Origin of the sequence: Nocardioides candidus (genome assembly GCF_041321175.1) — a bacterium.
In the GTDB taxonomy this organism is placed as follows: Bacteria; Actinomycetota; Actinomycetes; order Propionibacteriales; family Nocardioidaceae; genus Nocardioides.
Genome location: NZ_JBGGWC010000001.1, coordinates 1,367,794 through 1,381,625, shown reverse-complemented (window position 1 = coordinate 1,381,625; position 13,832 = coordinate 1,367,794). Strand labels below are relative to the sequence as shown.

15 protein-coding genes are annotated in these 13,832 nt (G+C 72.3%); all 15 read right to left on the bottom strand.

All coding sequences use genetic code 11. The annotated features are described in order from the left end of the window. Positions 1-61: 61 nt before the first annotated feature. The 15 genes from ACAX67_RS06875 to ACAX67_RS06805 all read right to left on the bottom strand — a co-directional run bounded on the left by ACAX67_RS06875 (position 62) and on the right by ACAX67_RS06805 (position 13,810). A complete protein-coding gene (locus tag ACAX67_RS06875; RefSeq protein ID WP_370703069.1) occupies positions 62-559 on the bottom strand; it encodes a pilus assembly protein TadG-related protein in 498 nt (165 codons plus the stop codon). Further along, positions 546-992 (bottom strand): hypothetical protein, encoded by a 447-nt coding sequence (locus ACAX67_RS06870; protein WP_370703068.1) that lies wholly within the window; start codon positions 990-992, stop codon positions 546-548. Before ACAX67_RS06870 ends, ACAX67_RS06875 begins: the two co-directional genes overlap by 14 nt. Continuing rightward, positions 989-1,369 carry a TadE/TadG family type IV pilus assembly protein gene (locus ACAX67_RS06865; protein ID WP_370703067.1) on the bottom strand — a complete coding sequence of 127 codons (381 nt, stop codon included), beginning with the start codon at positions 1,367-1,369 and terminating at the stop codon, positions 989-991. The genes ACAX67_RS06870 and ACAX67_RS06865 overlap by 4 nt, the downstream gene beginning before the upstream one ends. Then, on the bottom strand, positions 1,366-1,560 hold the full coding sequence (locus ACAX67_RS06860; RefSeq protein ID WP_370703066.1) for a hypothetical protein: 195 nt from the start codon (positions 1,558-1,560) through the stop codon (positions 1,366-1,368). Before ACAX67_RS06860 ends, ACAX67_RS06865 begins: the two co-directional genes overlap by 4 nt. Positions 1,561-1,599: 39 nt before the next feature. Further along, the gene (locus ACAX67_RS06855; RefSeq protein WP_370703065.1) at positions 1,600-2,502 is read right to left on the bottom strand and encodes a type II secretion system F family protein; all 903 of its coding nucleotides are present in this window, start codon (positions 2,500-2,502) and stop codon (positions 1,600-1,602) included. Further along, positions 2,499-3,353: a type II secretion system F family protein gene (locus tag ACAX67_RS06850; protein WP_370703064.1), complete on the bottom strand. Its 855-nt coding sequence runs from the start codon at positions 3,351-3,353 to the stop codon at positions 2,499-2,501. Before ACAX67_RS06850 ends, ACAX67_RS06855 begins: the two co-directional genes overlap by 4 nt. A gap of 3 nt (positions 3,354-3,356) precedes the next feature. Beyond that, on the bottom strand, positions 3,357-4,613 hold the full coding sequence (locus ACAX67_RS06845) for a TadA family conjugal transfer-associated ATPase (protein WP_370703063.1): 1,257 nt from the start codon (positions 4,611-4,613) through the stop codon (positions 3,357-3,359). Between the two features lie 95 nt (positions 4,614-4,708). Then, complete coding sequence (locus tag ACAX67_RS06840) at positions 4,709-5,335, bottom strand: response regulator (RefSeq protein WP_370703062.1); 627 nt, start codon at positions 5,333-5,335, stop codon at positions 4,709-4,711. Continuing rightward, a complete protein-coding gene (locus ACAX67_RS06835; RefSeq protein WP_370703061.1) occupies positions 5,332-6,624 on the bottom strand; it encodes a sensor histidine kinase in 1,293 nt (430 codons plus the stop codon). Before ACAX67_RS06835 ends, ACAX67_RS06840 begins: the two co-directional genes overlap by 4 nt. Before the next feature lie 19 nt (positions 6,625-6,643). Beyond that, positions 6,644-7,042, bottom strand: coding sequence for a hypothetical protein (locus ACAX67_RS06830; protein ID WP_370703060.1), 399 nt, complete (start codon positions 7,040-7,042; stop codon positions 6,644-6,646). A gap of 145 nt (positions 7,043-7,187) precedes the next feature. Beyond that, complete coding sequence (locus tag ACAX67_RS06825) at positions 7,188-7,610, bottom strand: hypothetical protein (RefSeq protein ID WP_370703059.1); 423 nt, start codon at positions 7,608-7,610, stop codon at positions 7,188-7,190. A 94-nt stretch (positions 7,611-7,704) separates the two neighbouring features. Next, positions 7,705-10,077 (bottom strand): M4 family metallopeptidase, encoded by a 2,373-nt coding sequence (locus ACAX67_RS06820; RefSeq protein WP_370703058.1) that lies wholly within the window; start codon positions 10,075-10,077, stop codon positions 7,705-7,707. Between the two features lie 85 nt (positions 10,078-10,162). Then, complete coding sequence (locus tag ACAX67_RS06815) at positions 10,163-12,475, bottom strand: M4 family metallopeptidase (protein ID WP_370703057.1); 2,313 nt, start codon at positions 12,473-12,475, stop codon at positions 10,163-10,165. Positions 12,476-12,561: 86 nt separating this feature from the next. Continuing rightward, a complete protein-coding gene (locus ACAX67_RS06810) occupies positions 12,562-13,176 on the bottom strand; it encodes a MazG nucleotide pyrophosphohydrolase domain-containing protein (RefSeq protein ID WP_370703056.1) in 615 nt (204 codons plus the stop codon). A gap of 4 nt (positions 13,177-13,180) precedes the next feature. Next, positions 13,181-13,810, bottom strand: a complete 630-nt coding sequence (locus ACAX67_RS06805) for a hypothetical protein (protein WP_370703055.1) — start codon at positions 13,808-13,810, stop codon at positions 13,181-13,183. Positions 13,811-13,832: the final 22 nt, after the last annotated feature.

Genomic DNA, 13,832 nt, shown 5'->3' with positions numbered 1-13,832 from the left:
AGCGCCTCCTCTTGTGGGACTGACTCGATGCCAGAGTTTCCTGAAGTTGACACCCCTCCCGTCAGCAGCGTGACAGGAATTGCCAGGCGGGGTGGAGGAACGACGAATTCGACCGAGCGGCGTCACCCTCCTCAGGTCGTACGACGGCCGAACCCCTCGCCCGCACAGTCGGCCGCACGGCAGCCCCTGGCAGATCGAGCGGCAGCGCGAGCGGGGCCACGACCTCGACCACGACCCGGTCGTCGCGGACGGTGACGGACGCGTGGAGGCCGGGGTGGTCGGCGTACGCGCCCGTCGACCGGAGGTAGTCGCCCACCGCGGCGCGCGCGACGTCGGCACTGAGGTGGAGGTCCTGCCGACCCAGCCCACCGGCGTAGACGTCGCGGCCCTCGGCGGCGGCGTCGGCGCCGTACAGGGCCGCTCCGTCGGCGAGGGAGTCGAGGTCCTGCCGCTCGAGGTAGGCGGCTCCGGCGTCGATCACCACGGCGACGAGCAGGACCACGACGAGGGCGAACCCGATGATCATGACGCTCGACGAGCCGCGCTCAGCGCGGTCCACGACGCACCTCCTGATAGCGCCCGATCGGCACCGTCTGGCTGGCGCTGAGCGCGAAGCGCGGCTGTCCTCCACCGAGGAAGTCCGGCAGCGGCGGCAGCTCGACGGCCGACCGGATCCGGACCGTGATCACCGACGTGCCGCTGTGGCAGTCGTGCGGGAAGGGCGTGCACGTGACGCTGACGTCGAGGGGCGCGTCGCCGAGCCCCTGGTCGGCCAGCGCGCGGCGGGCGACCGCCGTCGCGGCGGCCCGACCGGAGGCGTCGTCGGGCGCCAGCGCGTAGGCCCGGCCCGCCGCCCGCGCGGCGGCCGCGACGCCGAACGCGCCCTGCTGCACGTGCGAGACCGACAGCACGATCCACAGGAGCGGGACGAGCAGCAGGATCCCGAGCCAGACCAGCTCGACGATCGCGCTCCCCTCCTCGCCGCGCCTCACGGCGACTCCTCCACGGCGCGGCCGGACACCGAGAAGCGCACGGCCGGTCCGCCGATCCCCAGCGCGGGCACCTCGGCGGTGACCGTGACGACCACGCCCGGCAGTCCGTCGACGGGAGCCTCCGCGACGGTGACGTCCTGCGCGAACCGGCCGGCAATGGCGTCGTCGATCTGCTCGCGGGTCCGCGCGACGCCGTCGGCCGGGCTGCGGTCGGCCGTCGCCGCGTAGCGCGCGCCATCGGACGCCGCCGCCGCGAGTGTCGCGCGGACGTGCAGCACGAGAGCGACCTGCATCAGCCCGGCGACCAGCGGTGCGAGCACGACGACCACGAGCACGAAGTCGACGACCGCCGAACCGCGCTGCGGCCGACCGGTCACTGCACCGAGCCGAGCGCGGAGCGCAGCATGCCGACCAGGGCCGGCCGTGCGGCCGCGAGGAGTGCCGTGACCAGGCCGACGGACATGACGGTGATGAGCACCCATCCCGGCACGTCGCCGCGGTCGTCCCTGTCGTCGCGGCGCCGAGGCAGCGCGGTGCACCAGCAGAAGAGGTGGAGCAGCGGATCCATGGAGTTGTCCTTCCCGAGACGGTTCTGTTGTTCGGGGGGTCAGGGGGCGGTCAGCGAGAGGCCGACCAGGCCGGGCCAGAAGGCGAAGACGACGGTCACCGGCAGCACGAGGAAGACGACGGGCACCATCATCAAGATCTCGCGGCGTGAGGCCTGCTCGATGAGCTCGCGGCGTCCGGCCTCGCGGACGTCGCCGGCCTGTGCGTGCAGCACCTCGGTGAGCGGCGTGCCGCGCTCGACCGCGACCGCCACGCCGTGCGCGAACCGCGCCACGATCGGCACGCCGGTCGTCGCCGCCAGCCGGTCGAAGGCGTCGGCGACCGGCTCGCCCGTGCGGACGGCGGCGAGCACCGCCGCCAGGTCGGCCGACAGCGCGCCCTGCGAGCGCCGGACCACGCGATCGAGGGCAGGCACCGGCCCCTCCCCCGCAGCGACCGCGAGCGCCAGCAGCTCGGCCAACGTCGGGAACTCGGCCACGATCGCCCGCTCCCGCTTCCGCACCTGGGTGCTCAGGTGCTGGTCGCGCCAGAGCACCCCGCTCACGAAACCGACGACGCACAGCACCGCCAGCGGCAGCGGGTCGCGCGGACCGGAGAGGGCGCTGAAGAGGGAGTACGCCGCAGCGACGCCGAACCCCGCGAGGCCCCAGACCACCTGCTCCACGCGGAATTCGTGGACGCTGCTGTCGAAGCCGGCGCGGGCCAGCCGTCGTCGTACGGACGCGGCGCCGCCGAGCACCCGCTCGACGAGGTCAGCTGCCGCCCGCAGCACCGGCGCCGCAGTGCCGGTGACCCGCTGCGCCTCGGGCGTGAGGTCGCGGACATAGGGCAGCACCCGCAGCTCGAGGCTCGGCCGCCGGCCGGCGACGACCACGACCCCGGCGAGCACCGCTCCGAGGGCGGCAGCGCCTCCGAGCACACCGCCCCACACCGTGGGCGTCATGCGAGGATCCGCCGCTCGGTCGGGAGTCGGCCGATCCGCATCATCACCCGGTAGGCGACGACGCAGACGACCGCCCCGGCGACGAGCACCACGGCGCCCGTCGCCGTGCGGTAGCGCGTGATCACGTCGGTCTGGAGCGACATCAGCACCAGCACGAACCAGGGGGCCGCGACGGCGAGCCGCGCACCGTTGACCGCCCACGACTGCCGCGCCTCCAGCTCCGACCGGGTGCGCAGGTCGTCGCGGAGGTACGACGACAGGTTCCTCAGCAACCGGCCGAGCTCGCCTCCGCCCACCTCGCGGGCGACGCGGAGGCCCTCCACCACGCGGTCGCCGACCGGATCCGCGAGACGAGCCTTCAGCCGGTCGAGACAGTCGCCGAAGCGGCCCGACACCTGGTAGTCCAACGCGAAGGCCTCGAACGCCGGGCGCAGGGCATCGGGACCGCGCACCGACAGCGCCGCCACCGCGTCGGGCAGCGACATCCCTGCTCGGACGGCCGAGGCGAGGTCGTCCACCGCCTCGGGCCAGACCTCCGCGAGCTCGCGCTGACGCCGCCGCGCGCGGCCCGCCAGCAGGCCGATCGGCAGGTAGCCGGCGAGCGCACCCATGACCAGCGCCAGCGGTGCGGTGCGGGAGAGCGCCAGCACGACCAGGCAGACGAGGAGACCGGACGCCGCGCACGTCATGGCCACCGATCGCACCGGGACCGCGCCCATGCCGGCCTCGGCGAGGAGCCGTTCGACCCGGCCGGTGCGGCGCGGACGGTCGGACGCCGCTCGCGGCGTGGCGAACGCCGACCAGACCAGGAGCAGGCCCAGCCCGACACCGAGACCGACCAGCGCACCCATGGCTCACTCGGCCTCGTGCAGGAGCCGGCGTACGTCGATGCCGACCCGTTCGTAGCGCTCGATCCGCGGCGGCATCCCGATGCTGCGCCGCAGCCGGCCCTCACGCAGCTCGAAGACCGGCTCGGTCTCGATCACGTCCTGCTCGGTCCGTCCCGGCACGGCCACGATCTCGGCGACACGGCGCTGTCCGCGGGCGTCGAGCTCGAGATGCACGACGAGGTCGACCGACGACGCGACCGTCGGCACGACGAAGCGCGCGGAGATGTTCTCGCCCGCGAGGAGCGGGAGCGTGCAGGTCTTCGTGAGCGCCTCGCGCGCGCTGTTGGCGTGGATCGTGCAGAGGCCCGGGAGCCCGCTGTTGAGGGCGAGCAGCAGGTCGAGCGCCTCCGCGGCGCGGACCTCGCCGACGATGATCCGGCTCGGCCGCATGCGCAGCGACTCCTTGATGAGGTCGCGCAGCCGGACCTCCCCGGTGCCCTCGAGTCCCTCCTGCCGGGTCTGCAGCGCCACCCAGTCGGGGTGCGGGAACCGGATCTCGAAGACCTCCTCGACCGAGATCACCCGCTCCCCACCGGGGATCGCGGCCGCCAGGCAGTTGAGCATCGTGGTCTTGCCGGCCTGCGTCGCGCCGCTGACCAGGATGTTGAGGCCGGCCCGCACCGACGCCTCGAGGAAGAGCGCGGCCGTGGGCGTGAGGCTGCCCAGGTCGACGAGCTCGGGGAGCCGCGCCGCCCGCACCACGAACTTGCGGATGTTGACCGCGGAGAACCCGCGGCTGATGCCCTGCAGCACCACGTGCAGCCGGTGCCCCTGCGGCAGCATCGCATCGACGAACGGCCGCGACAGGTCGATGCGGCGCCCGGTCGTCTTCAGCATCCGCTCGACGAGCTCGGCGACCTCGGCGTCGGTGAGCACCAGGTTGGTGAGCTCGTGCCGGCCCCGACGAGCCACGAAGACCCGGTCGGGGCTGTTGATCCAGACCTCCTCGACCGTGGGGTCGTCGAGCAACGGCTGCAGCGGCCCGAAGCCCGACACCCGCGCGACCAGCTCGGCCACCACTCCCCCGGCATCGGCCACGGGGGCGACCACCCCGGTCAGGCTGCGCTCGTCGTGGTCGCGCACGAGCGCCTCTGCCAGCCGGCGCACCGCAGCCACCTCCCGCTGCGGGTCGAGCCCCTCACGCCGTACGGCGGCACGCAGTGCCTCGTCGAGCACACCGACGACGTCGGCCACAGCCAGCGCAGGCTGGATCACGGTCACCACGACCCCCCGAGATGAGATCCGTTCCGATCCCGAACACTAGGTGACCGCGCCGAGGATGACGAGAGCCGCGTTGTCAGATGTGGAAACGCGGTTCAGAGCCCGTGCCGTTGGGCCCAGAGCGCGGCCTGGGTGCGGTCGGCGACGCCCGTGCGCTGGAAGATCGAGGTGAGGTGCGCCTTCACCGTGCGCTCTGTGATGCCGAGCCGCTGGGCGATCTGCTTGTTGAGCAGCCCCTCCACGACGAGGCGCAGCACCTCGGTCTCGCGCGGCGAGAGCTCGACCTCCCGGTCGGTCCCGTCGCCCGCGGAGCGTGCGGAGATCAGGGCTCGAGCCGCGCGCGGGTCGAGCGGGGACTCCCCCCGCGCCACCGCACGCACGCCGGCGATGAGGTCGGCGGGCTCGGCGTCCTTGAGGAGGTAGCCCACCGCGCCGGCGTCGATCGCCGCGTGGATCCGGGCCTTGTCGGAGAACGAGGTCAGCACCAGCACCTCCGCACCGAGGTCCTCGGCGAGGATGGCGCGGGTCGCCTCGACGCCGTCGAGGCCCGGCATCTGCAGGTCCATCAGCACCACGTCGGGCCGGTGCTCGCGCACGAGGTCCACGGCCTCCCGGCCGTCGGCGGCGACGCCGACGACCGTCAGGCCCTCGGCGCTGTCGAGCAGACCCGTCAGACCTTGGCGCACGACCGCGTGGTCGTCGGCGACCACGACGCGGATCACAGCGGCACCTCGAGGCGGACCGTCGTACCGCTCTGGCCGGCGGCGGTGCTGGAGTCGACCTCGAGCCGGGCGCCCGCGTCGGCGGCGAGGCTGCGCAGGCCGCGCAGCCCGAAGCCCCCGTCGCCACGGGCGGTCCCGGGGTCGAAGCCACGGCCGTCGTCGACCACCTCGAGCACCAGCACCCGCTCCTCCCGGTGGACGGTGACGGACATCCTCCGGGCGTCCGCGTGCCGGGCGACGTTGCGCACCGCCTCCTGCGCCACCCGCCACACCAGCGCGACGGCGTCGTCGGGGCATCCGGCGTCGCCGGTCACGTCCACGTCGACACCGACGCCCGCTGCCGTGAGCGGCGCGGTGACGTCGTGCAGCGCCGCGGCGAGGCCCTCGACGTGCAGGTCCGGCGGGTAGATCTCGACCAGCAGCGAGCGCAGCGACCGCATGCTCGTGCGCAGCGACCGGCTGACCTCCTCGAGCTCGCCGGCGACCTCGTCCTCGTCGCCGAGGCGGGTGGCCAGCGTCGAGAGCGAGTACGACGACCCGGCGAGGTCCTGCACCACCCCGTCGTGCAGGTCGCGGGCGATGCGCACCCGCTCGGCGTCGGAGGCCTGGACGGCGGCGCGGAGCAGCCGCTCCCGGTCCCGACCGCCCCGCGCCACCCGGCGGGTCAGCAGGAGGATCAGCGGCGTCGTGACCAGCACCAGCACCAGCAGCGCGCCGATGCTGATCGGGAGGAACCGGTCGAGCACCTCCCCGCGGCGGTCGGCGATCTGGTCGCTGCGGAAGTAGGCCTCGAAGAGCAGCGGCTGCCCCTCGGGCGAGCGGATGCGGGTGTAGACCTCGAGCATCCCGCCGCCACCGAGCCCGCGCTCGAACCGGTTCTCCGGGCGGCTCAGGTCCGACAGCTCGGCGTCGGTGCCGCCGCGCTCGAGGATCTCCCGCTCGTCGTCGTCGAGCGGGTAGACGCTGCCGATGAGCTCGGTGCGGTCGCTGTAGAGCACGGTGCCGTCGGCCGCCCAGATCTTGATGCGCTCGACGTCGCCGACCAGCAGCCGGTCGAGCACCGTGCGGTCCAGCTTGTCGATCGCCGCGGCATCGCCCGTGACGAGGCCGCGCGGCACGGCCGGCTCGGCGACCGAGCGACCCAGCACGCCGGTGAGCGCTCGCGCCTCCGCGATCGCCTCGTCGTCGGCGGCGTCGCGGCTCAGCCACTGCGTCGCGGCGACGACCACGAGCAACGTCACGAACCCCGCGGCCAGGAACTGCACCACGGGGTTCGTGAACCAGCGCATCGACCTACCTCCTGAAAGGTCAGTAGTTCACCACACCGACGCACACCTGGCCGTTGTGCGTCGCGCGGAACCGGAGGTGGTCGGTGCCGGCGAGGTCGACGACCCGGCGCTCGACGTCGAACGAGCCGCTGGGCCCGGCGGTGGTGCCGGTGCCGCGGGCCGACACCGAGCCGTTGTGGCGCAGGGTCCACGCCCAGCGCTGGCCGGTCCGGTTGCTGTCGATCTCGCCCTCGACCTCGAGGCGGCCGTCGTCGGTCTTCACCTTCAGCTTCCAGGTCGCGCTCCCGGTGCAGTCACCACGACGGATCACGTCGTCGTCGCCGCGGGCGTGGGCCGGCGATGCGTCGAGGGCGAGCGCCAGGGGCGCGAGGCAGACGGTGGTGGCGACGAGTGCTGCGAGGTTCTTCAAGGGGGACATGGTCATTTCCTCTCTCGGGGGTTGGCCCCGAGCCTTCCTCCACGACACCTCCCCCGAACAGTTGTCCGATGGTGCTAGCACCCCGTCCTCGGGCCACGAGGTGGTCGAGCCGGCGCAGGCCTTCGCCCGTCCGCAGGAGCCATCGTCACGCCTCGATCGCGGCCTGCCACCGCGGCAGGTCGGCGACGCTGAGCCCGACCTCGCCCTGCGACGTCTCCAGCACGAGCACCGGCCACTGGCTCCGCCGGCCGTTGTAGGACTTCTCGACCCGGGTGCCCCTGATCGACGCCCGCTGGACGGTGAAGCCCTTCCCGAGCAGCGTCCGCACGACGAGCTCGCGGTCGGTCAGCACCAGCCACCCGCTGTTGGCGACGCGCGAGTAGGACCCGGTGCCGCCGCGGTACGTGCCGCGCTCAGGACCCAGCACCGCGTGGACGTACGACGCCCGCACCTCCTCGCCGACCCGACGGCTCCTGCGGACCAGCCACACCAGGATCCCCACCAGTCCGGCCAGGGCCAGGACCGCCAGACCGATGCCGGCGGCGGCAGCCACCTCACCCGCGCTCATGGCTGCATCCTGCCTGCTCGTAGGCCGGAAGGGGCCGCGCACCTGTGGGGGACGCGCAGCCCCTCCCGGGTCAAGGGGCCCGAGACGGCGCCGGCTACGGCGCGGGCGTGATCGTCACCGCCGCGTCGTCGATGTGCCAGTTGGTGAAGAGGGAGCTGTCCTCTGCTCCGGTGAACGACAGGGTGATCGTCTTGCCGAGGAACGCGGTCGGGATCACCTTGGTGACCTTGACGTACGTCGCCGGGCAGGCGCCGCACGTCGAGACGTTGATGGCGTCGAGGTTGCTGCGGGTGACCAGCGTGTAGTTGTTGGCCTTCACCGTCAGCTTGTCGAACGCTGTCGTCGTCGACGTCTCCGCGGTCAGCGACCACACGTAGAAGGTCAGCGTCGCCCGGCACGGACCCGAGGGCAGCCTGACCTGCTGGGACATGGTCTCCGTGACGGTCTTCCCGTAGCCGTTCATCCAGATGCTGCCCGGCCCGGTCCGGGCCACCGTCGGACGGTTGCGCTGGTAGAGCCAGAGCAGCATCGTCCAGGGTGCGTGCGTCTGGTTCTCGAAGCCGCCGTTGCCGAGCCGGTCGCCGCTGCAGACGTCGGAGGTCGACGGGTTGACGGTGAGGTTGAACCACCCCGTCCCGACCCGGCCGATCGTGTCCGTCGCGGTGACCGACACCGTGTAGCTGCCCGGCGAGTTCGACGCCGGGGTGCCCGAGACCTGGCCCGTGGAGGCGTTGATCGTCAGCCCGGCCGGGAGGTTCGCGGCGGACCACGTGTAGTGCCCGCTGCCGCCGGCAGCCGTCATCGTGAACGGCGTGATCGCGGTGCCCGCGGTGGTAACCCGGGTCGCGCTCGCGTTGGTCACCCGGACCGAGGGCTGGCCGACCGTGCAGGTCGCCTCGCCACCGAGAGCCGGCACCGACACCGCGTCCCACGCAGCCTTGATGCGGTTGAACTCGGTGCAGGTGGACTGGCCGTAGAGGTTGCGGGCGGCGACGAGCGTCCAGGCGCGGTACTGCTTGTAGCTCGCCGCGGTGGTCTTCATCAGCATCGCGGTGTAGAAGACCTTCTGCAGCTTCTGCACGCCGATGCCGACGACCGTCGAGCTGTTGCAGGTCGGGCTGACCGGCATGCCGGCGGCGTTGCTCCCGATGGCGGCCAGGTAGTACCAGTGGTCACCCGGTCCGGCGCCGGCGTGCACCTCGGTCGTGCTGGTGTCGTCGACCGAGGCCGACCAGCAGGCCGGGTCGCCCTCCAGGGCCGGGTCGATCATGTTGCGGATCTCGCCCGAGCCGGTGAGGTTGACCTCCTCGCCGACCAGGAAGTCGCGCTGGTCGAAGGGAGCGGGCTGGTTGTCGTAGTACTCGGTCGCGGCGCCGAACGTGTCGGCGACGAACTCCGAGGTGTTGCTGCCCGAGAGGCCGCCGGGCGTGTGGTCGTCGATGCCGTGCCCGAACTCGTGACCGATGATGTCCATCGACCCGATCCACTCACCGGCGGAGTTGTGGCCCACCTGCACCTGCGTGCCGTCGTAGAAGGCGTTCAGGTCGTTCAGCCCCACCCGGATCGGCAACCAGCCACCCTCGCCGTTCATGCCGTCGCGGCCCAGCCAGGCCTTCAGCATGAGCTTCTCCTGCTGGACGGAGTAGAGCGCGTCGGCGCAGCCGGTCTCCCGGTTGGTGCCGACGCCGTTGCCCCACACGTCGTCCGCCCCGGTGAAGGTCGCGTTGGTCGCGGCGTCCTGGCACTCCAGGGTGGGCGCCCCGGGCGTCTTCATCGAGAAGGTCGCCCCGACGTGCACGGTGTTGAGGTGGACCGGCTGCGGTCCGTTCCACTTCGTGTTGCCGTCGCCGTACAGCACGTGCTCGGTGGTCTTGAGGACCGCACCCGTGCGCGCGTCCACGTAGACATCGAGTCGCGAGGGTGCCCCGGCCCGGCGACCCGAGGCCGTCGTCCGCCACGCGAGAGAGGAACGGCTGCCGCGCTGGAGCACGACCAGCTGGCTCCTGCTCAGCTGCGCGCCGCGCACCTTCCCGGCCGTGGTCGAACGGGCGGCGGACGAGGTGATCGACGGGCTGACGCTGGGCAGCCTGACCTTCCCCGTCTGCGCCACGCTCGTGTAGACGACGTGCCCCTTCCGCACGACGACGACGAAGTCGCCGCCGACCACCGGCAGCCCGCGGTAGGTGCGCTCGTAGGGCACGAACCGGAGCTTGCCGGACCGGAGCACCTTGCCCGCGCGGACCTTGTCGAAGCGCGAGAGGTAGAGCTGGTGCGCACGCCCGGCGACGACGGCCTGCGCCGCCTCGAGGGCACCCGCGGCGCCGCGCGGCGCGCTGGCCCGGGCGTACGTCGTCGGGGCGTGCGGGACGCTGGGATCACTGGCCCGAGCCGGGTCCGCAGGTGTGAGGGTCAGGGATGCGGCGACGGCGATGATCGTCGTGGCCACCATGGAGCGAGTGGCGATCATATTTCGAATGGTCACAGCCGGACAGCGGCCCCGCTGCCGAACCACCAATCCGGTCGGACAATTTTTCCGACCGGTCCAGCCCACCTCACTTCGAGAGCGTCAACGCGAAGTCGTCGAGCCGGAAGCTCGTCGCCAAGGAGGAGTCCTCGTCACTGGTGAACGAGAAGGTGACGTTCGCCCCCGCGAAGCCCTGCGGCACGTTGAGGGTCTGCTTCACCCAGCCGTTGGTGACGTTGCGGTTGCTGTAGGTCTTCATCGTGAAGCTGTTCGCCTTCACGGTGAGCGTGTCGTACTCGCCCGATCCGAGCTCCTCGGTGTCGGAGTTCAGCCAGAAGGTGAGCACCGCCTTGCACCCGGTCGGGATCTTCACGGTCTGCGAGGCGACATCGCTCGCCACCTCGCCGTAGCCGCCCAGCCAGGCGTACCGCGCGCCGGAGTGCGGGGCGTCGCCGTAGATCGCGCCTGCGTTCATCGCCCACGGAGCGGGGATCTGGTTCTCGAAGCCCGGGTTGCCGATCCTCTGTCCGGTGCAGGTGAGGGTCGGTGACCCGTTGACCTGCATCGTGAACCACGCCTTGCCGACCCTCGCTGCGCTGTCGGTGGCAGTGACCTCGACGACGTAGCTGCCCGCGGTGGCGGGGCCGAGCGTCCCGGACACCTGGCCGGTCGCGGAGTTGATCGTCGCCCCCGTCGGCAGGCCGGTCGCGGACCAGGTGTACGGCGACGTGCCGCCCGTGGCGGTCAGCGTGAACGCCGGGATCGCGCGGTCCGCGTTGACGGTCCGCGACGTCGCATTGGTGATCGACACGGCGGGCTGGCCCACCGTGCACGTGGTCTCACCGGGGAGGGCGGGCACCGACACAGCGGTCCACGCCGCCTTCACCCGGTTGAACTCGGTGCACGAGGTCTGGCCGTAGAGGTAGCGGGCGGCCGTCAGGGTCCAGGACCGGTAGTTCTTGTACGACGACGCCGAGGTCTTCATCAGCATCGCGGTGTACATGATCTTCATCGCCTTCTTGATGCCGATGCCCTCGACCGCCGGCGCGCCACCGCAGCGCGGGCTGACCGGCTGACCGGCGGCGTTGCTGCCGACCGCGAGCAGGTAGAACCAGTGGTTGCCGGGTCCGGCCGCGGCGTGCACCTCACCGGAGTCGACGGCGGCGGAGTAGCAGTTCGGGTCGCCCACGAGCGACGGGTTGTACATGTTCCGGATCGGCCCGTCGCCGGTGAGGTCGATCTCCTCGCCCACGAGGTAGTCGGGCTGGTCGTAGGGCGCCGGCTGGTTGTCGTAGGCCTCGGTCGAGGCCCCGAAGGTGTCGGCGACGAACTCCTGGGTGCCGTTGCCGGAGATGCCTCCAGGAGTCGAGTCGTCGATGCCGTGCCCGAACTCGTGGGCGATCACGTCGAGGGACCCGATCCAGTCGCCCACGGAGTTGTGGCCGACCTGGACCTCGTAGCCGTCGTAGAAGGCGTTGAGGTCGTCCAGCCCGACGCGGATCGGCACCCAGCCGCCGGCGCCGTTCATCCCGTTGCGCCCCAGCCAGACGCGCAGCATCAGCCGCTCCTGCTGCGCCGCGTAGAGGGCGTCCACGCAACCGGTCTCACGGTCGCTGGCGTCGCCGTTGCCCCAGTCGTCGTCCGGGCCGGAGAAGGTCGTGTTGTTGTCCGCGTCCTGGCACACCAGGGTGTTGGCGCCGGGGGTGGTCATCGAGTAGGTCGAGCCGGTGTGCGTCGTGCCGAGCGCGAGCGGGTCCGGCCCGGAGTACGCCGCGTGGCCGTCGCCGGCGGCGACGTTCTCCTTGGTCTCGAGGACCCGTCCGCTGTCGGCGTCGACGTAGACGTCCAGCCGGGAGGGCTGGCCGGCACGACGACCGGTGGCGGTCGTCTTCCAGGCGAGCGAGGATCGCGCGCCGCGCTGCAGCACGACCAGGCGGCTCCTGCTCAGCTGCGCGCCGCGCACCTTGGCAGCCGTGGTCGAACGCGCAGCGGACGAGGTGATCGACGGGCTGACGTCCGTCAGCCTGACCTTCCCCGTCTGCGCCACGCTCGTGGAGACGACGTCGCCGTCCCCGTCCACCACGACGACGAAGTCTCCTCCGTCGACGGGAAGTCCCTTGTAGGTCCGCAGGTAGGGCACGAAGCGCAGGGGGCCGGACCGGAGGGTCGGCTGCGCCTGCACCTTGTCGTAGCGGCTCAGGTAGAGCTGGGGGGCGCGCGCCGAGACCACCTGGGCGGCCGCACCTTCGGCCACGGCGTCAGGATCGGCCTTCTTGTGCGCGATGCGGTGGGTAGGGACCGGCTTCTGGTCGTTGGCCGTGGCCGAGCCGGACGGGAAGGCGGCGAGCGAGGCCGCGACGGCGACGACGGTGGTGGCGACCAGGGAGCGGTTCAGACGCATGGGCGGCATCATGCGCAACCCTTGGCGGGCTCCGCTGGAGAATGGGTGAAGAAAGCAGGATTTCCCGTCTCCGGGCCCTGACCGGTCTAGAGCAGTCGGCGTACGGCGTCGCGCAGCGCCTGCTCGGGATCGACCCCGTCGGCGCGGGCCTCGGCGACGAGGGCGAGCAGCCGGTCGCCGATCTCCTCCGTCCCCCTGGTCGGGGTGCGCCCGGCCCGCTCGAGACGGTCGAGGACCTTGTCGGCGTACAGCAGGGCCGGCAGCGCCGGCGGCAGCCCGTCGGTGACGTGCGCGCGCTGCTTCTCCTCGGCCTTCACCGACTCCCACAGCTCGTTGACGGAGGCGGCGTCGGTCGGCGCGTCCGGTGCCCCGGCCCCGGGCCCGAAGACGTGGGGGTTGCGGCGCCGCATCTTGGCGGTGATGTCGCGCGCGACGTCGTCGAGGTCGAACTCGCCGCGCTGCTCCGCGATCACCGCGTGGAAGACGACCTGGAGCAGCAGGTCACCGAGCTCCTCCTGGAGGTGCGCCCAGTCACCGGTGGCCTCGCCGGAGTCGATCGCCTCGAGGGTCTCGTAGGTCTCCTCGAGCAGGTAGCGCGACAGCGAGCGGTGGGTCTGGTCGCGCTTCCACGGGCACTCCGCCCGCAGCTGGCGCATGACGGCGACGAGCTCGGCGAGCGGGTCCGCCGGCGACGCCGTCATCAGCTCACTGCTGCTGCGGGACGGGCAGCGCGTCGGTCGGGGCGGGCGCGGCGGGCCGCTTGCCGCAGAGCTGGTCGTCGGGCAGGGCCCGGACCTCCTCGTCGGAGGGCTGCGCGGTGGCGTCCGCGCCGGCCTTGCTCACCGGCACGGAGAGCTGGCTGCCGGCGGGCACCCAGCTGGTGCCGTCGAGCGCCAGGTCGAACTTCGGGTTGATGGAGATGTCGTAGTCGGACGGGTCGACCTCGTCGCCGTCGCCGAGCTGCTTGGTGGCAGCGCTGGCGTAGACGGCCGCCTGGACGTAGCTCTCGAGGGCGTCGCGGTCGCTCTCGTCGATGTCGTCCCACCCCGGCGCCTGCTCGAGCCCGGACGGCGGCGGCGTGACATCGAGGTCGTGGTCGTCGGCGTACTCCTTCATCACGAGCGCCTGGACCCAGTCCTCGAGCAGGAAGGTCTGCGCGAACGACCGGCTCGTGGCGGCGGTGTCCGAGGCCGCCTGCAGCGTGCAGACGCCGTCGACCACCGAGGCGAGGTCGTCGAGGCTGATCTCCGAGCCGTCGACGTCGGCGGCGATGCCGGGGCGCGGCCCGTCGCTGCCGATGACGTTGTCGCCGCACGCCGACACGGTGGCGCTCATCCCGACCGCCACGGCGAGAACC